The sequence below is a fragment of the Listeria innocua genome, from assembly GCF_028596125.1.
In the GTDB taxonomy this organism is placed as follows: Bacteria; Bacillota; Bacilli; order Lactobacillales; family Listeriaceae; genus Listeria; species Listeria innocua.
Map to the genome: position 1 here is coordinate 445,024 of NZ_CP117229.1, position 19,215 is coordinate 464,238.

A 19,215-nucleotide genomic window follows, 5' to 3' on the forward strand; every position below is an offset into this window, starting at 1 on the left:
TTTAGATGAAAATAAGCATTAACTTTCGTAGATTGAGACTATATCATAAATTCTACGCTTCATTTTTTCACGAACATGTAATGGCTCTAAACATTCGCATTTATCGCCAAAACTCAAGAGAATATCATAGTGATACTCGTTTTCTATAAAAGGAAAACTGACAATGTAATGCTCCTCACCATCGGGATGAAAATTTTCATAAGAGCAATAATCAAGCACTCTATCGATAATGGATTGATGAATACGAATTTTAATTTCTATCTGCATAATTGCTACAATATCTTCCATTTCTAACTGTGGCTTTTGAAAATCTCGCAGTGTAAAAGTGTCCTCAAGTATTTGCAGACCAGACATACGAGATAACCTGAATAAACGAAAATCATTCCTATTTTGGCAATACCCATACAAATACCAGTGGCTGCTTTTCATTACAAGCTGATATGGTTCAACTATTCTTACGGTCTTATTTCCTTGGTGAGCTATATATTCAAAGGTTAGTAACTTGTTTTCCTGCAAAGCCACTTTGATAATTTCTACATGTGGTTGTATGTTGTTATTTCCCGTCCACTGGCTTAAATCTATATAAATTTGGTTCGCTTTTAGCTCGATTTCTTTTGCTCTATCAGCTGGGATAAAACTTTTTATTTTTGCAAGAGCATTTATCAGTTCATCTCCGCGTACCATGTTAGAAAGACTTGAAAGGCCCATAAGAATAGCGGAAAGGTCTGCTGTTGAAAAAACCTTGCTATCCATCTTGTAGTCAGGCATAATTTCAAACCCGCCACCTACGCCCGGAGTTGAACGAATAGGTACACCAGCCAAGTCAATCGCGTCTATGTCACGATAAATTGTACGAAGCGAAACTTCAAATCTATCAGCTAACTCTTGTGCGCTAATACGTTCTTTATCAAGGAGAATTAAAACAATGCTCATAAGTCTATCAACTTTCATATAATAGCCACCTTTCAAAATTACTATATATTGTTGCCATAATGGTGTCAACAATCGGGAGCTATACTGAAAAGTAAGGAAAGGAGATTAACATAGTAATCATTGATATAAAAAATTAATAGAAAATGGAGGAAATATATGTTTACAATTTATGTTTACGTTCTTGATACTCTAGCCGATTGGGAGATAGGCTATGTAACTTCGGAGCTTAATTCTCATCGGTTTTTTAAAAAAGACGCAAATCGCGTATTGCTCAAAACAGTTAGTTATTCGAAAGAGCCTATTAAAACAATGGGTGGGATGACGATAGTGCCTGATTGTGTAATTGATGACATTGTTATGAGTGAAACAAGTGTATTGTTATTGCCAGGAGCTGACACATGGAACAACCTAGAGCATAAAGCTATTATCGAAAAAGCAAGTGAGCTTCTCGCTTTAAATGCTACAGTGGCTGCAATTTGTGGAGCTACAGTTGCACTTGCGAATCATGGATTATTGGATAATCGTCCACATACAAGTAATGGAGCAGGATTTTTAGAAATGTTCTCTTCTAGTTATAAAGGGCAAAGTTCATATATAAATGAGCTTTCTGTATGGGATAACAATCTGATTACAGCGAGTTCTGCTGGAGCCTTGTTATGGGCCAAGCAAATTATTGCGCATTTGGACGTTTTTGAGTCAAACACACTTGAGTCTTGGTATGCCTATTTCAATACTGGTGACCCTAAACACTTCTATGCACTCATGGAAAGTTTGCCAGATAACAATGATCACTAATTAAGTGGAGCGGCTAATCTACAATATTAAAGCAGATTGGTCGTTTGCTGTGTGGCTAACTTTAGGTGGAAAATTGTCACAAAGTACAGGGAGAGAATTGACAGGCTGGTTTTAAATTTCTTTTTTCGCGTCACATAGCTTATAATGAATACATATTTTAAAAAGGGGTGAGGCGCTTCATGAAAGATAAAACGAAAAAACGGAAATGGAACTGGGCACAGATTCTTGCAATTTTTGTATTAATAACGCTCGTGATTTCTATGGTTTATGCAATAGTTAACTTAATTACAGCACCATCTGGCAATGTACCAGAAGGACAGCAAACAAAAGGCGATTACTCACTTATGCTTATGCAGTGTGTTCTTGGTGTGGTAGTTCTATTTCTACCATCAATTATTAGTAAAAAAATGAAATTCGTCATTCCGAATGCGATGTATATTGTTTTTATCGTTTTCTTATATTGCGCGATTTATCTTGGGGAAGTTCGTAGTTTCTATTATTTGATTCCTAACTGGGATACGATTTTACATACATTTAGTGGGGCTATGCTCGGGGGACTTGGCTTTTCGATTGTAAGTTTACTGAATAATGATGAACGGGTTACACTTTCTATGAGCCCGGTTTTTGTAGCATTATTTGCTTGTAGTTTTGCTGTATTTTTAGGCGTTTTCTGGGAGTTCTATGAATTTGCAGCAGATAGCTTTGGAATGAACATGCAAAAAACGATGCTAGAAGATGGTACAATGCTACAAGGTCATGCAGCAGTTGCAGATACAATGGGCGATCTGTTCGTAGATTTCCTCGGCGCATTTGTCATCTCGGTTGTCGGTTACTTCTCCATTCGTAAAAATAAAAAATGGATGAAGAACTTCGAATTTAAAAAAGTAGAAGAAGACGCGAAATAAAAAAATGCCAGCAAAGTGAGAAATCATTTTGTTGGCAGTTTTTTTATATTATTTTACTTTCTCTATCAATAAACATCATTAAAAATGCGATGAACTGTAAAAACGCACAAACAAGAATAGCATATTGGCTGAAAAGCTGAATAAAGAAATTACCAACGACCGCACCAACGATAAAACTAAGAATAACCGTGAAATATAGCCCACTATTACGAAGGTATTGCTTTTCCTTGTACTCAAAATAATCACATAAGTTTTGTGTAGCACTTCTTAGATTTCCGATACACATCGTCGTTGCAACACCTCTACCATGCATTTTTCGAAAACTTTCTACTTGAATACCACATACAAAAGATATGAGCGAATTAGCAATTAGATTATGATCAAGTGGAATAAATGCAACAGCGACCAAAATAATAGCCTCTATCATTACGGAAAGCTGTCTCCAGTGTAAACGTCTAATATCACGTCGATGAATTACTTCTGATATCGCAATCCCGACCGTAAAAGAGACAACCGGCCAAAAATACTGAATTGCGATAGCCCAGTTCCCCTCTGAAAGATTAATTCCGAATAAAAGTATGTTCCCTGTCTGTGCATTTGCGAATACTTGTCCTCTTTCAATATAAGAGTAAGCATCCATAAATCCGCCAGCTAGAGCTAACAAGAGCCCTAGCCCTATTGATTCTGAAATTTGCCTTGAACGTACCATAACTTTTCATCCTTTTTTCTTATTTATTAAGCAATTGCGCGCGAATCGTACTAATTAAGTGATTTACTTGATCGATATTTTGCAACATTTTCTTTTCAAAATGGTGAATTGGCAGGAATACGCAAAGTTCGTCTGCATTATCCGCAGTTTCTTGGCCATAAAAAATCCTGCTTGATGGAATGATTTCTTGAATTTTTAAGAACGTTTCCCAAATATCAGCATAAACTTGAGCTTCTGTCATTCCAAGCTTAAGCGTGCTAGGAAGAGAATATAAAACAAGTATCCCACGTTTCTTATTTATTGTTTTGGTCGATATAGTAAAATCAGACTCATAGGAATGAACAATATCCTCATCGTCTACTAAATAAATTGCAGTTTCCGAATTAGAAAGCTCCGAATGAAAAATTTCTTGAAACTTTTCGAATTCGCGGTTAGAAACTTCTTCATTACTCGCGGTCAAAGTGCCTTGTTGATCTGTTAAAAACAAAGGAGAATGGCTGGTTTTTCCAGTCAGCTTTTTAGGAATTAGAAAAGCCTGTCTAAGAAGTTCGAATAAAGTCCTTCCGCAAATACCTAACAATAGCGCACTTACATCACTTTGTTGGTAGGCGGATAAAATAATTTTAGCAAAAAGCGAATCCTCTTTTTCAAAACCACGCGTTTCTTGGTAGCTCTCTAAATTATCTAGAAATACATCTTTAAAACGTCTACACGCTGTTGGATTAGCTAAAATCTGCGCAAATAATTTAGTTGTATTTTCTTCTCTAGGAAAAATAGTTGTCATTTTTTTGCTCTCCTTTGTTTTTTATAGTACACCAAATCAACTCATTTAAAAGCAATTCGAATATATTATCTCATATTTACCAAGAAATAATAAAAAATTCATAGAAACAAGCCCATAATAATTCATGGGCTCGTTTCATTATTTATCGTGTTTGTTTAAAAGCGCGATAATTCTCTCAGTAAGCTCGATTTCATTTTGCTTCATTCCTTTTTCCGCGTCATTATTACTATAAACCTGAGCCTCATAAATTTTTGTTAGCTCGGTAAAGTCGGCGGTTTTCAGCTCATTATCAACACGTATTGCAAAGTGGCGTAACGTTTCACTTGGCTCGCGAACATAACCATAAACTGCAAGAGATTTCATTAATTTATGATATGTTTTACTGAATTCAGGTGCTTTTGATAGTGATCGAAGTAATAAATAACTACGAATTCTGCGTCTAAATAGAACGACGAGAACAAGTAAAACAGCAACTAAGCCAGTAGGAATCCACCAGAACCATGAAGGTAGTTTGAAGCTTGAAGTTGAGTCGGTTTTTGGTTGTTCTTGTTTTGGCGTTTCCCCAGTAGAGCTACTTCCAGCTTCTTGCTCAGGTGTTTTATCTGGTTGAGCTGGTGTTTCTGGAGTACTCGTGCTGTCATTTGGTGTTTCTGGTTTATTGGCAGTTTCGGTAGTTGGCTCTTGGAAGTCTTCCGGATTTGTAAAGGTAGCTGTTGGCTCAAATGGAACCCATCCAGTTCCAGGGAAAAACACTTCTGGCCAAGAATGTGCATCGTTATTTGTAATGGTATACGTTGATTTAGAGTCGTTTCCTTTTTTCTCGCCTTCACCTGGAGTGTAACCTTTCGCCCATCTTGCTGGGATACCAAGCGAACGAAGCATTACCACCATGGAAGTAGAAAAATTATCGCAATAACCAATTTGTGTTTCAAATAAAAATTGATCGACATAATCGGCTCCATTAGGCGTTTCTTTCGCATCCTCAGTACTATATGTGAACGTACCTGAAGAACTTAAGTAGCTTTCGATAGCTTTTGCTTTATCGTAAATTGAATCAGCATCTTTAGTTACTTTATTGGCGAGTTTTGTAACTCGGTCAGGCAGTTCTTTTGGCATTTGCGTATATTTTGAAACAAATGCGCTGGATAAAGTGCTGAAATCAGCTTTTTGCATTTTTTCGATGTCGTAAACAGGTGATTTCATTTGAATCGTGTAATTTTTGATTGTATCTACAGGATTAATTTTTTCAGTCGTTAAATTGGCACTAAATGAATCAACCGCACTATTAATTGTTTGCGTTCCATATGGATATGGAATGTAATCACTTGATGAAGCAAAACTGATTTCGGCTGTTTTGGTATCTCCAGTTGTTTGTTCTGTAAGTTGGATAGGAAAGTCATCACCAGAAGAGAAAGACGTTATGTCTGCTGATTTTTCGTTCGCCCAGCCAGTTCCAGTATAAACACGTTTTGACTCAACGCGCCAGTAGTGCCCTTTTTCCGTACGAGCGGTAAATACGGTAGCATTATCTTTTTGGAGTGCGCCACCAAGCGTTGTATCGTCTTCGCTGTAACCGACTGTGCGAGTAGTATTGATTCCAAGCGCATTTTTAATCGTCGGTACTGGATCAGGGAAAACGGGCGCTTTTTTAGGTAACATTAGCGAACTAAAAACAAATACTGCAAGCAATAGGACTATAAAGACATGATAAAATAGGCCATTTCGTTTGAGTGAATCCGCGCTAATTCGATTTGGAGACGCAATTCGGCTCGAAAGCGCAAGATGTAGCAATAAAAATCCTTCTAAAACAGTTCGAACAATTGCCCAATTACTATTATAATCTGTAAAAGTATTAATAACTGCCAAATAACTGACCGTTAAAACTAACACACTCATAATCCGTTGTTTTCGCAAAATACTATAAGTTGTAATATAGCTAAGCAGCCACAATGCAATTAAAAAGACGATTAAAATAAAGTTCATGGCAATATCCGATGAACGGAATTGAACCATATCTCTAAAACCATTAAATGTGATTTGGAAAAAAGAACTAAACCAATTCATGGAAAAAATACTATCTTTAGCATAATAAATTCCCGAAACCACGAAAATCATGATTAAATGAAGGGGAATCGTCCAATAATATTTCAAACGAAGGAAAAAACTACCGAGTGAAATAGTTATAAATAAAATAATCCAATTTGGAGTAGATAGTTCTGTTAGCTCAGAAAATGGGTAAATCCACTCTGAAATTAGCAAAACAGATAAGATAAATAGCAATACGAGAGATAAATATCTTTTCATCGATTTTCACGCTCCCATCTGCTTTCAAGGCTAGCGGGCTCAAGGTAAATCGCTGGAATATCAATAGCTTTAGCATGTTCTGATTGAAAAGTAATAATCTGTAATTGCTTATTATCCGTTAACCGTGTTACTTTTTGCATTAACATTGTATCTATACATGGTGTGAAAAGAAGAATTTTTTCTCCAGCATGTAGATTGCTATCAAGTGATTCTTGGAGCGACAAACTATCGACAGGTGCAATTTCGGCAAATGCTGTCGAAATGTCTTGAAGTCGATTTGTACCTTTTGAAGGAGCGAATTTACTTATTTGATCGCCTAAAAGAGTAACACGAATTTCTCCATTATCTTCGGAGATTTTGCGAATAAACGAGTAAGACGCCCGAAGTGATAATTCAAAATTGGGATGGCTCGCTCCGTAAAAAATAACCGACAAACGCGATGTCGCACTATTTTCAAATTCTCGAGTCATTAGTTGATCGCTTTTCGCAGAAGATTTCCAGTCAATAAGGGAAATCCGGTCACCAGAAGAAAATTCGCGCAAACTGTGCAAATTGCTGTTTTTCTTAAGCGTCCAGTAAGCGGCGTTGCGTTCGTTTTCTGGAGAAGATTCACTGATTTTTTCTAGTACGTCCGGAAAATAGGTTGGATAAATAGTGAGCGTTTTTTCGGAAGATAGTTGGCGCGAACGCTCTAATAAGCCAAAAGCATCGCTAGTTTCTACATCAACAGGTGGAAATGAATGAATCCCACGAACACCTACAAATCCAGCCAATGTGACCGTGAAATGCTTTTTAAAAAGCGGATAAACCACTTGTTGGCGGGCGCTCACATTGCCAAAACTAGCGGGTATTTTTTGTTGGAATAGCAAATAACCCACCGGATAACGCGATTTTCGAGTGAATGATACTTGCATATCAATTAAATCGCCATCATGATAGGTATTTTTAACAAAACTCCGATTCACTTTCCACGCTTTTAGTGGATAAATCGAGGATAAAAACAAAAATAACAAGATAAAACTGAAAAAGTAGGTTAAAAACCAGCTAGCTGTATCACCTTGAAATAACGTATAAGCCCAAAGTCCAGCGTAAATAATTAGCATAATAATCCACCGAGATGCTAATAAGAGACGTTTTTTTAACATCTTGTTACCTCTTCTCTACCGGGACTGACGTGTTTTTCAGAATGGAAGCAATAATGGATTCGGCTGTTTCTTCATTATAATAAGCTTCAGACTTCAAAATGAGACGGTGGGTGAAAATATAAGGCGCTAAATACTGAATGTCATCAGGAATAACGTAGTCTCTGCCTTCAATAAGTGCAAAAGCTTGAGCTGCTTGCATAAATGCGAGCGAGCCACGTGGACTAATCCCTAGCGCAACAGACGGATGTTTACGGCTCGCATCTACTAAGCGAATAATATAATTTTTTAAAACATCATCAATAAAGACTTGTTTTGCTTTATTTTTTAGCGTTACTAATTCTTCTAAGGTTACTACTTGTTTCGTTTGATCAAGTGGGTCTTGGTATTGTTTTAAAGTAAGTAGTTGCATTTCTTCTTCCACAGTCGGATAACCAATGTTGATTTTAAGTAAAAAACGGTCTAATTGGGCTTCTGGCAGTGCATAAGTTCCTTCATACTCAATCGGATTTTGTGTCGCCATAACGAAAAAAGGGTCAGCAAGTTTGCGCGTAATACCGTCAACAGTCACGCTGCTTTCCGCCATACCTTCAAGTAGAGCTGCCTGAGTGCGCGGTGCTGTACGGTTAATTTCATCGGCCAGCACAATATTACCCATGACTGGACCTGGACGGAACTCAAATTCACGAGTTTCTGGGTTAAAAATCGAAACTCCAGTTACATCTGCCGGTAATAAATCTGGTGTAAACTGAATTCGTTTAAAGGAAACACCAATTGTTTTTGCTAATGTACGGACCATCATTGTTTTACCAACACCAGGAACATCTTCTAGTAATACATGACCTCCCGCAAGTAGGGCAGTTAAGCTTAATTTAACAACATGTCGTTTACCGACGATAACTTTTTCAACTTCATTAATAATCTCATTTATTTTAATGGATGGCTCTGTAGACATAATTTGCCTCCGTTTCTTTTCATGTGTTTTTAGTCAGAATATGTTTATTCATGGTTTAATGCTACTATAATCAACCTGGAATGTAAAAGATTTAAGGTGGCATGGACTTTTCTAAGGAGATTGTTTACACTTAGAATAACTGGAGGTGGCGAACTTTGAGCGTAAAATTAGCAGATTTAATGAAACTACCATCTTTAAAAGAAGCGAAAGTAGTCTCTGGGAAATCAGGATTATCTAAGCTTGTTTCGTCTATTTCTGTTTTAGAATATACAGAGGTAGCTCTTTTAGAAGATGATTTATTTGATAATGATGAATTTTATGGCAGTGAAATAGTTGTATCGGCTTTTGTGAATATTAGGGATGATGTCGAGGCGCAGTGTCGCACGATTGAACGATTACATAAGGTCGGAGAAGTTGCTTTAATACTTTACTATGTTGGAATATTTGTCCCGAAAATTGACCAAAAGCTAGTGGATTTTGCAAATGAACTCGATTTTACCATTATTGTTATGCCAGAAAATGAAATGTCGCTTAGGTATAGTGAAGTTATTTATGAAGTAGTTGAGGCCATTGTGAAACAGGAAATGACAGACACTAATTTTGTAACCGAGTCACTAGAACAAATTTCAAGCGTAAGACCGCCGCAACGTAACATTGATACGACACTGAAAATCCTATCTGATAGAACGCATGTCTCGCTTGTTTTAACGGACAATTCCTTCCAAGTCATTAATTCCATCACTTGGCCACGGACCCGGCACTGGGATTTTGAAAGAGTAATTGAAGCATCAAAACATATAAACGAGCACGAACTTGTCCAGCTGACCCTAGACGAACGAGATTTTTATACAGCTAAAAGACCGATTTTTCAAGATGGTATGCAGGCAATGCACTTATTTATGATGAAAGAAAAAGGAGCATTAACTATCGACGTAGCTATGCAAATTAGCGAGGTTGTCCAAGTATTTATGAATTTATGGGGCAAAAATTATGTCGAAATTAGTACAACCGAACTAATGAAGGCTATTTTGAATGATGAAAGTGTCAAGATGCGCCGACTTGGAAAAATTCTAAATGTCGATGTTTCTTCTATTAAATGGATGTGGCTTGTAAAACCTGAAGCTGTTCGTGACAATGAACTAGTATTAAAGGAACTGAAAAGCTATGTTTCTAGTCATTTCAATGTTTCGCTGATTGATTTATTTGAAGATAATATCGTCGTCCTTTTAGATAATTCCGTTGCGCAACGAGACAGGACGCATACGGCTCAAGCATTTTCTGAAATGATGCAGGAAATCGGGATAGCTTTAAAAATCACCGTCTGCCAAGGTATGGAACAAACCTCAGATGTCCAAAACGCGTATTCGTTAGTAAATGAATACAAAAATGCAGCGAATGCAATTTATGCTAATAAGTCGATATATTCGCTCCAAGAATTCGATTTTGCAACGAAATGCGTCGAAATAGTCGGTCGAGGGGAACTCGCAATTGCGGAACAAATGAAACCTTTAAAACCGTTGGAAGAAAATGCTGAGTTGATTGAGACGCTTTCGGTATTTTTACTAGAAGGGGAATCGAATTATAACCAAGCAGCAGACATACTATTTCTCCACAAAAATACGATTAAATACCGAATTCAGCGGATAAATGAGTTATTGCAATACCCAGCAACGAAAATTCCCGAGTCTTATAACCTTTATTTAGCAGTAGCAATTCGGCGTTTACTTGGCGAAACAAACAATAATAAATGAAAACAGCGCGATTTTTGTCCAAAATGACAAAGATTGCGCTGTTTTTTTTCAATTCTGATAAATACAAATGCTAGCTAGTTCTTATATAATTAGTCATTAATACAACTATTTCAAGAAAAGGGGCGAAACAAAATGACAGAGAAGAAAACAGAAGAGCAAACACAATCCTGGCAGAGTTTGGCATTTGTATGGACCGGCGCAATGATATGCGTTCCGAGTCTTCTTGTAGGAGGAACACTTATTTCAGGCATGCCTTTATGGGAAGCCATTTTAATAGCACTTTTAGGATACGGCGTTATTGTCTTATTTATGATATATCAAGGAATGCAAAGTAGTGACTTAGGGATTCCAGCAGTTAGCGTAGCCTCACAGGTTTTTGGGGAACAAGGATCTAAAAAGATTATTTCGATTCTACTGGCGATTGCTTGTCTTGGTTGGTTTGGGATTCAAGCCAATGTTTGCGGGGCCGCATTTTCACAGTTTTTAGGAATTTATGGTATTAATCTTCCAGTTCCAATTTCTTCCTTGATTTGGGGAGTTATCATGTTACTTTCAGCTATTTATGGTATTCGAATTTTGAGTATTTTAAATTATGTTGCAGTTCCGATTTTACTTTTCGTATGTATTTATGGGTTAATAGTTTCTTTAAACAATGGCGGAATTGCGGTTGTGGAAAATTACAAACCAGCAAGTAGTATGTCGTTTATGACGGGTCTTGCTATTACAATTGGCTCGTTTGCTTTAGGAGCAGTTATTGCGGGTGATTATTCGCAGTATACGAAATCACGTAAAGACGTTGTAAAAGCAGCTATTGTTGGGATTTTGCCATCAGGTGTTTTAATGATTGCGGTAGGCGCGGTTCTTGCTTTAACAGCAGGTACAGCAGATATTTCTGTCGTATTTACTAATCTAGGGTTACCAGTTCTTGGAATTATCGGCTTGATCCTTGCCGCTTGGACTACCAATGCAGTAAATGCTTTCTCAGGCGGAATTGCAATCATCAATGTATTCAATATCTCAGAAAAATATCATAAAGTAGCAGTTGCGATTGCTGGTGGACTTGGTACTATTCTAGCAGTTATTGGAATCTTGAACCACTTTGTTCCGATTATGTCGGTACTTTCGGCGATGGTTCCACCCGTTGCAGGAGTTATGATTGCATCTTACTGGATTGTTCAAAAAGGTGATAAAACCAAATGGGCACCAGTATCAGGTGTCAACTGGCTTGGTGTAACTTCTTGGTTAGTTGGTGCAGTCATCGCGGGAATTCCAGTTATTTTAACATTTTTCCCGACGCTACCACAATTACCAAACCAACCACTTATCGGCATTATCTTGTCACTAGCTGTTTACTTAGTTGGGGCAAAAGTGCTGAGCGGGAAGACGAACAATGTAGAAAACTTGGAGGGAAAATAAATGCGTTATTTAGATGAACAAGCTATTGAAAATATCGCGATTGGTGCCGCGTTTCTTGGCACTGGCGGCGGCGGAGATCCATATATAGGCAAGATGATGGCATTAACTGCAATTAAAAAACATGGACCAATTAAACTTTTATCCCCAGAAGAAATTGCAGATGATGATTATTTCATTCCAGCTGCGATGATGGGGGCGCCGTCTGTACTCATTGAAAAATTTCCTAAAGGCGACGAGTTCGTTCGTGTATTTGAAAAGTTAGGTAGATATGTAGGCAAAGAAGTAAAAGGAACATTTCCAATGGAAGCTGGCGGAGTAAATTCAATGATTCCAATCGTTGTGGCAGCTCAACTAGGTTTGCCAATGGTAGACTGTGACGGCATGGGCCGAGCTTTTCCAGAACTACAAATGGTGACGTTCCATCTAGACGGGATTTCCGCAACACCAATGGCTATCACCGATGAAAAAGGCAATATTGGCATCATGGAAACAATTGATAATAAATGGACCGAACGACTTGCACGTGTGACAACGGTCGAAATGGGCGCGAGTTCTCTTGTGAGCCTGTACCCGTGTAACGGCGCGCAAATCAAGCAAAGCAGTATTAAAAATATCGTGACACTATCTGAAGAAATCGGTAAAGTAATCCGCGAAACTTCGATGGACGAAGCAGAAAAACTACAAAAACTATTAGATGTAACGCACGGTTATCATTTATTCGAAGGGAAAATTACCGATGTTGTTCGGGAAACGCGCGCAGGCTTTAACTTTGGTCGCGTGAAAATCGACGGGCTAAACAAAGACACTGGTAGCGAAGTCATCGTCCATTTCCAAAACGAAAATCTTGTCGCGGAGAAAAATGGAGAACCGATAGCAATTACACCAGATTTAATTTGCATGGTAGACCTTGAAACGCTGATGCCGGTAACGACGGAAGCGCTCAAATACGGTAAACGTGTCCGCGTGATGGCACTACCAGCTGATGATGCTTGGAGAACGGACAAAGGTATCGAAACAGTTGGGCCGCGCTATTTCGGCTACGATGTCGATTTTGAACCACTAGAAGAACTTGTCAAAAAGGAGGAACGCCGTCATGTATAAAATTGGAATTGACGTTGGTGGTACAAACACCGATGCCGTTATTTTAGATGAAAATCAACAACTCATTCATAGTGTAAAAATGCCAACGAGTGAAGATATTGAAACAGGAATTACTGAGTCACTTCATCGCGTATTGAGCGAAACGGGCATTGATCGCTCGAAAGTAACGCACGCCATGCTTGGAACAACGCAGTGTACGAACGCGATTGTGGAACGTAAAAAATTAGCAAAAGTTGGCGTTCTTCGTTTAGGCTATCCTGCAACAGCATCCGTTTTACCATATACAGCTTGGCCGGAAGACATGGTTGGCTTTTTATCTGGAAAATATAAATTAACTGGTGGCGGCTATGAGTACGATGGTCAGGTGTTATCAGAAATCAACGAAGCAGAAATCCGTGAAACCTTAGCTAGTTGGAAAGGTGAAGTGGAATCCGTCGCAGTTGTTGGCGTCTTTTCTTCCTTGAAAAACGATCAGGAATTAGCTGTTCAAAAAATAATTGAAGAAGAACTAGGCGCAGATATTCCGGTTTCGATTTCCTCTTCCGTAGGTTCTGTTGGACTGATTGAACGCGAAAATGCGACGATTTTAAACGCAGCCCTTTTCAAAGTTATTGCGGCAACGAGTGATGGTTTTGAAAAAGCACTAGAACAAGAAGGAATTGAGCACGCTGAAATCTATCTTTGCCAAAACGACGGGACTTTAATGTCACTAAACTATGCAAGACAATTCCCGATTTTGACGATTGCCTGTGGACCAACGAACAGTATCCGCGGCGCATCCTACTTGGCGGGACTTAAAGACGCGATGGTTCTCGATGTTGGTGGCACGACTTCTGATATTGGAGTACTGACGGATGGTTTCCCTAGAGAGTCCTCGCTTGCGGTTGATGTTGGCGGAGTGCGTACGAACTTTAGAATGCCAGATATTATTTCCATCGGGCTTGGTGGAGGAAGTATCGTTCGCGAAAAAGATGGCGATATAACAATCGGACCAGATAGCGTTGGCTACCGTATTTCCGAAGAAGCACTAGTTTTTGGCGGTAAAACGATGACCACTACCGACATCGCGGTTCGTCTAGGTATGGCAGAAATCGGTAACCCTGAATTAGTCGCACACATCCCAACCGATTTTGCCGAAAAAGCCTATAAAAAAATCGCTGACATGACCGAAGATGCCATTGATAAAATGAAAACTAGTTCGGGTAGTGTAAGCCTAGTGCTTGTTGGCGGTGGTAGCGTGATTATTCCAGACGAAATCTCTGGTGTCGCACAAATTTTCCGCGACAAAAACGGCCCAGTCGCCAACGCTATCGGTGCATCCATTTCCCAAATCAGCGGACAATATGAACAAATCTACATCTATTCTCAAATCGAGCGGGAAGAAGCGCTCCAAGATGCCGAGCAAAAAGCAAGAGAACAAGCAACTCTAGCCGGCGCAGTGACTGACTCGATTGAAGTGGTGGAAGTGGAAGAAATCCCATTGGCGTATCATCCGGGCAATGCGACCAGATTGCGCGTGAAAGTTGTGGGGAATTTGGTTTAGGGGAAGAAATAGTGAGTATTGCTCATTTCAGGCTGGAGATAAAGTGAGAAGTTACTTTATTTCCAGTCTGTTTTTATAATGTAATCCCATGTGTATAAAAATGTATTTTATACACATGGGATTTTAGTTCTGTTTGAAATAGATTATTTATTTGAACGATTTAATGGCTTAGTTTATTTTTTTATGTATAAAATTATGTATATTGACACAATTTGTGTTATTTTGAACATGTATTCAAATGAATCAATTCTTAATGTATTGATTTTAGCCTAAAATAGGTCGTTCATGACAAGAATCGGACATTTCATTACATTTTTGGTTATACATTCATTTTCTATGCTATGGTTTTAGTGGGAACAACTATTTTGGTACAGGAAATAGGCCTGTTGTGCAAGTATTTCCGTCCTTAGTTACTGTGTACGATTTACCAAACTATTTTTCAAAATCATATATGCCCCAACAAGTGAAATACTTTAAATAAATCTCATGTCTTAGGAAGTGTAACTAAATGAAAAAGTATAAAAAATGGTGGATAACAATAGGTATAATATTCATTCTTAGTGTTATTGGATATGTTTATTGGTTTGCAATTCCCAAACATACGGCGAATAAAGCTGTGGATAATTATCTAGCAGAACAAAAAATCAAATCCAATCAAATTGAAACTAGGGTGATAAAGAAAGATTGGAAAATGGGTGGTTATCTTACAAAAATAGTTTTTAATGATGATTCAAAACTAAAGTATGAATATAGCTATGATGAAAGAATAGACTTACCTTACCATATTTTTGTGGATGCTTATAAAGATGGTTCGGGACAAACAGAAGGTGAGATGAAACACCCACCATTACAAGAACAATTGGAAGAGGTGAATAAATCGAAGTAGCAGTAAATTAAGCGGAGTTAAAAACTCGCTAATTTAGTCTGATAGCAATTGTGGATTATTAATAACAATAAGCTTTAGAAGAGGAGGCACATTTTCGCCTCCTCTTTTTATATGTCTATAATAAATTACATTTTATTTTGATACGAATCAATAGGGGATTTTTTATTGTCTAAATAGGATATACTTCATAAAACTCGTTCAAGTATATAATAAAGCACCAACCTCTCCCATGTTTTCCCTAGCAATTCCAACCCCACCTGAGATACAATTAACCCAAACAAACGAAACGGGGCGGATGCCATGGCGGAATCACTCATTACTAAAAAAGCGATTGCTGGTGGGCTGATGGAGCTTTGTCAGCATAAGCGGTTTGAAAAGATTAGTATTGCGGATATTACAAATATTTGTGGGCTTAATCGGCAAACTTTTTATTACCATTTTACAGATAAATACGATTTGCTTACTTGGACCTATGAAAATGACTTTTTCCATTGTTTGGCGGATGGGATTACGCTTGAAAATTGGGATAAGCATGTGCTGAAAATGCTGGAATCGATTAAAGAAAATGCTGATTTCTATAAAAATACGGTTTCGGCGGATGCGAGTATTCTTTCTTTTTGCTTTTCTAAATTAACGAATTCGCTGTTTATGGATTTATTTGAGAAAATTGATACGAATGGAGCCGTGAACGAGGCAGACCGTGTGTTTTATGCGGAATTCTTCTCTTACGGATGCTCGGGTGTACTGATTAAATGGATTACGCGCGGCTTTAAAGAGGCTCCGGAAACGATTGCGAACCAGCTATTTCGACTTGCGAAGGATACGGAATTTTTGGCAAACAGCATGTACCGCGAAAACTAGACAATATGGCTAATTTGTCTAAAAACCAGACATAAGCGTTCTTTTGCCCAGATTAAAAGCAAACAAGGCGAGGTATACTATCTGTATCAAGAAATTGGAGGAGATAGTGATGAAAAATAAAAAACGTACGCTAGTCGCTCTAACTGGGGCTGCAATTGGAACAGGTATTGCCGCAAAGAAAATTTCTGAACAAAAGGCCGCTGAAAAAGAACGGGTAGTGGATGAAGCAATTAAAGCGCGCTATTATGGTGACAAACAAGTGTATTTCGTCGGTGGTGGGATTGCTAGTTTGGCGGGGGCTGTTTATTTAATTCGCGATGCCAATTTTGATGGGAAAAATATTCATATTATTGAAGGTATGCATATTTTAGGCGGAAGTAATGACGGAGCCGGAAGCGTGGAACATGGCTTTGTTTGTCGCGGTGGTCGGATGTTAAATGAAGAAACCTATGAAAATTTCTGGGATTTATTTAGTAGTATTCCGTCGCTTGATATGCCGAACTTTAGTGTGACTGAAGAGATTTTGAATTTTGACCATTTACATCCAACCCATGCGCAAGCGAGATTAGTTGATAAAGATCGCAATATCCTTGATGCGCATTCGATGGGATTTAATAATAATGACCGGATGTTGATGACGAAACTGCTCGCTACTCCGGAAGAAAAACTCGATAATTTAATGATACGTGATTGGTTTGACGAACACTTTTTCGAAACGAATTTTTGGTATATGTGGCAAACCACTTTTGCTTTCCAAAAATGGAGCAGCTTGTTTGAATTTAGACGTTATATGAATCGGATGATGTTAGAATTTAGTCGGATTGATACGCTGGAAGGTGTAACGAGAACACCGCTAAACCAATACGAAAGCTTGATTTTACCGTTAAAAACATTTTTAGATAAACACCATGTTGATTTTACGATTAATCAAACGGTAGAAGATATTGATTTTAAAGATGCTCCTGGAATTACAGCGACAGCACTTCATTTATCGGATGGATCCACTATCGAACTTGGACCGGACGATGATGTGATTATGACGAATGCTTGTATGACAGATAGCGCGACTCTTGGCGATATGAATACACCAGCACCAAAACCAGAAGAAAAACCAATTTCAGGGGAGCTTTGGTATAAAGTCGCGCAAAAGAAACCAAATTTGGGCAATCCAGAGCCATTCTTCGGTCATGAGGAAGAAACAAACTGGCAAAGCTTTACCGTCACTTGTCATGGTGATAAATTATTAAAACGCATTGAACGCTTCACAGGGAACATTCCAGGAAGTGGCGCACTCATGACTTTCAAAGATTCTAATTGGTTAATGAGTACTGTTATTGCCGCACAACCTCATTTTAAAGCGCAAGATGCAAATACTACGATTTTCTGGGGTTACGGATTATATCCAGACCGCGTGGGTGATTTCGTGAAAAAACCGATGAAAGAATGTACTGGGGAAGAAATTTTATATGAATTAATGTGTCATTTGAACTGGCAAGACGATTTTGAAGAAATTAAAGCGGATATTATCAATGTAATTCCGTGCTATATGCCATACATTGATGCGCAATTTGAACCACGGGCAATGAGTGATCGTCCGGCCGTTGTTCCAGAAGGTAGTACAAACTTTGCGATGATTAGCCAATTTGTGGAAATTCCAAAAGATATGGTTTTCACCGAAGAATATTCCGTTCGCGCTGCTAGAATCGCCGTGTACACGTTGCTTGATATTGACAAAAAAATCTGCCCAGTAACACCACACAATCGTGATCCAAAAGTGCTAGCGAAAGCAACCCAAACCATGTTTAGATAAAGTTGAAAAGTAGCTATTTGTTACAGAATAGCTACTTTTTTTGTGCGAGACAGGACAAACGACTGATATTTACGAAATAGCATTGCTTGTGAACCATAAAACAGCTATAATCTTTATAGACGAAAACAAGACCTGAAAAGAGGCTGAACAATGGAAAAGAGCTCCATTTACGGATTAACATGGACAAAATTAACAGAATGGCTAGAGGCACACGGTCAAAAGAAATTCCGCGCGACACAAGTGTGGGACTGGCTTTATAGAAAACGTGTCAAAACTTTTGAAGAAATGAGTAACGTTCCAAAAGAAACAATTGAACTTTTAACAGCGAATTTTGTAATGAACACTTTAGAAGAACAAGTGGTACAAGAATCGACAGACGGCACGACGAAATATTTATTTAAGCTGAGTGACGGGAACTTAATTGAAACCGTAATGATGAAGCAAGAATATGGCTTGTCGGTTTGTGTAACGACCCAAGTTGGCTGTAATATCGGCTGTACTTTTTGTGCGAGTGGGCTTTTGAAAAAAAGTCGCGACTTAACTGCTGGCGAAATCGTGGAACAAATTATGAATGTACAGCATTATCTGGATGGACGTAATTTGGAAGAGCGCGTGAGTCACGTAGTTGTAATGGGAATCGGGGAGCCGTTTGATAATTACGATAATGTGATGGATTTCTTGCGTGTGATTAATCATGACAAAGGTCTAGCAATCGGCGCGCGCCATATCACTGTTTCGACAAGTGGTCTTGCACCGCGCATTATTGATTTCGCGAATGAGGATTTCCAAGTCAACTTAGCGATTTCCCTTCATGCGCCGAACAATGAACTGCGGACGAGCATTATGCGTATTAACAAGACCTATTCAATTGAGAAATTGATGGAAGCAATCCATTATTATGTTAACAAAACTAACCGCCGAATCACGTTTGAATACATTATGCTAAAAGGTGTAAATGACCACAAAAAAGAAGCGCTCGAACTTGCGGCGCTTCTCGGCGAACATCGTCATTTAGCTTATGTTAACTTGATTCCTTATAACCCGGTGGACGAGCATATCGATTATGAACGTAGTACAAAAGAAGACGTACTCGCTTTCTATGATACCCTTAAGAAAAATGGAATTAATTGTGTTATTCGCCGCGAACATGGGACGGATATTGATGCCGCGTGTGGGCAACTTCGTAGTAAACAAATCAAACGAGTTGGCGTGCGCGAACGGATGAAACAAAAACAAGCAGCAGCGGAAGAATAGTATGTAAACTATCTGGTTTCCATTTGGAGATTGGATAGTTTTTGTTTATACTTAAAGTACCGAAAG

The 19,215-nt window shown here is 38.4% G+C and carries 16 protein-coding genes; 10 read left to right on the forward strand and 6 right to left on the reverse strand.

The window, feature by feature from the left end:
• Window positions 1-18: 18 nt before the first annotated feature.
• On the reverse strand, window positions 19-951 hold the full coding sequence (locus PQQ29_RS02700) for a helix-turn-helix transcriptional regulator (protein WP_003770523.1): 933 nt from the start codon (window positions 949-951) through the stop codon (window positions 19-21).
• A gap of 138 nt (window positions 952-1,089) precedes the next feature.
• Between PQQ29_RS02700 and PQQ29_RS02705 the strand changes: the two genes are divergently transcribed.
• Entirely contained in the window at window positions 1,090-1,728 is a 639-nt protein-coding gene (locus PQQ29_RS02705) for a type 1 glutamine amidotransferase family protein (protein ID WP_187983995.1), read from the forward strand.
• A 179-nt stretch (window positions 1,729-1,907) separates the two neighbouring features.
• The gene (locus PQQ29_RS02710; protein WP_003728998.1) at window positions 1,908-2,633 is read left to right on the forward strand and encodes a DUF2238 domain-containing protein; all 726 of its coding nucleotides are present in this window, start codon (window positions 1,908-1,910) and stop codon (window positions 2,631-2,633) included.
• 43 nt (window positions 2,634-2,676) lie between these two features.
• Here the strand turns inward: PQQ29_RS02710 and PQQ29_RS02715 are convergent, their stop codons facing one another.
• From PQQ29_RS02715 to PQQ29_RS02735, 5 genes are all read right to left on the reverse strand, one after another.
• Window positions 2,677-3,342, reverse strand: coding sequence for a YoaK family protein (locus tag PQQ29_RS02715; protein WP_010990430.1), 666 nt, complete (start codon window positions 3,340-3,342; stop codon window positions 2,677-2,679).
• Window positions 3,343-3,361: 19 nt separating this feature from the next.
• The gene (locus PQQ29_RS02720; protein WP_010990431.1) at window positions 3,362-4,126 is read right to left on the reverse strand and encodes a DUF4866 family protein; all 765 of its coding nucleotides are present in this window, start codon (window positions 4,124-4,126) and stop codon (window positions 3,362-3,364) included.
• Between the two features lie 138 nt (window positions 4,127-4,264).
• A complete protein-coding gene (locus PQQ29_RS02725) occupies window positions 4,265-6,430 on the reverse strand; it encodes a transglutaminase TgpA family protein (RefSeq protein ID WP_010990432.1) in 2,166 nt (721 codons plus the stop codon).
• The gene (locus PQQ29_RS02730) at window positions 6,427-7,575 is read right to left on the reverse strand and encodes a DUF58 domain-containing protein (RefSeq protein WP_010990433.1); all 1,149 of its coding nucleotides are present in this window, start codon (window positions 7,573-7,575) and stop codon (window positions 6,427-6,429) included. Before PQQ29_RS02730 ends, PQQ29_RS02725 begins: the two co-directional genes overlap by 4 nt.
• A gap of 4 nt (window positions 7,576-7,579) precedes the next feature.
• On the reverse strand, window positions 7,580-8,527 hold the full coding sequence (locus PQQ29_RS02735; RefSeq protein ID WP_003760516.1) for an AAA family ATPase: 948 nt from the start codon (window positions 8,525-8,527) through the stop codon (window positions 7,580-7,582).
• A 155-nt stretch (window positions 8,528-8,682) separates the two neighbouring features.
• On the opposite strand from PQQ29_RS02735, the gene PQQ29_RS02740 reads away from it, so the two are divergent.
• The 8 genes from PQQ29_RS02740 to rlmN all read left to right on the forward strand — a co-directional run bounded on the left by PQQ29_RS02740 (window position 8,683) and on the right by rlmN (window position 19,149).
• On the forward strand, window positions 8,683-10,278 hold the full coding sequence (locus PQQ29_RS02740; protein ID WP_010990434.1) for a PucR family transcriptional regulator: 1,596 nt from the start codon (window positions 8,683-8,685) through the stop codon (window positions 10,276-10,278).
• 132 nt (window positions 10,279-10,410) lie between these two features.
• Complete coding sequence (locus tag PQQ29_RS02745; RefSeq protein ID WP_010990435.1) at window positions 10,411-11,694, forward strand: cytosine permease; 1,284 nt, start codon at window positions 10,411-10,413, stop codon at window positions 11,692-11,694.
• A complete protein-coding gene (locus PQQ29_RS02750; protein WP_003728093.1) occupies window positions 11,695-12,795 on the forward strand; it encodes an S-methyl thiohydantoin desulfurase family protein in 1,101 nt (366 codons plus the stop codon). It begins immediately after the preceding gene.
• Window positions 12,788-14,338, forward strand: coding sequence for a hydantoinase/oxoprolinase N-terminal domain-containing protein (locus tag PQQ29_RS02755; RefSeq protein ID WP_010989476.1), 1,551 nt, complete (start codon window positions 12,788-12,790; stop codon window positions 14,336-14,338). The genes PQQ29_RS02750 and PQQ29_RS02755 overlap by 8 nt, the downstream gene beginning before the upstream one ends.
• A 508-nt stretch (window positions 14,339-14,846) precedes the next feature.
• Complete coding sequence (locus tag PQQ29_RS02760; protein WP_187983996.1) at window positions 14,847-15,224, forward strand: DUF3139 domain-containing protein; 378 nt, start codon at window positions 14,847-14,849, stop codon at window positions 15,222-15,224.
• A 300-nt stretch (window positions 15,225-15,524) separates the two neighbouring features.
• Window positions 15,525-16,085 carry a TetR/AcrR family transcriptional regulator gene (locus tag PQQ29_RS02765; protein WP_003735640.1) on the forward strand — a complete coding sequence of 187 codons (561 nt, stop codon included), beginning with the start codon at window positions 15,525-15,527 and terminating at the stop codon, window positions 16,083-16,085.
• A gap of 109 nt (window positions 16,086-16,194) precedes the next feature.
• The gene (locus tag PQQ29_RS02770; protein WP_187983997.1) at window positions 16,195-17,895 is read left to right on the forward strand and encodes an oleate hydratase; all 1,701 of its coding nucleotides are present in this window, start codon (window positions 16,195-16,197) and stop codon (window positions 17,893-17,895) included.
• 150 nt (window positions 17,896-18,045) lie between these two features.
• Window positions 18,046-19,149, forward strand: a complete 1,104-nt coding sequence (gene rlmN / locus PQQ29_RS02775; RefSeq protein ID WP_003725208.1) for a dual-specificity RNA methyltransferase RlmN — start codon at window positions 18,046-18,048, stop codon at window positions 19,147-19,149.
• The last annotated feature ends 66 nt before the right edge of the window (window positions 19,150-19,215 follow it).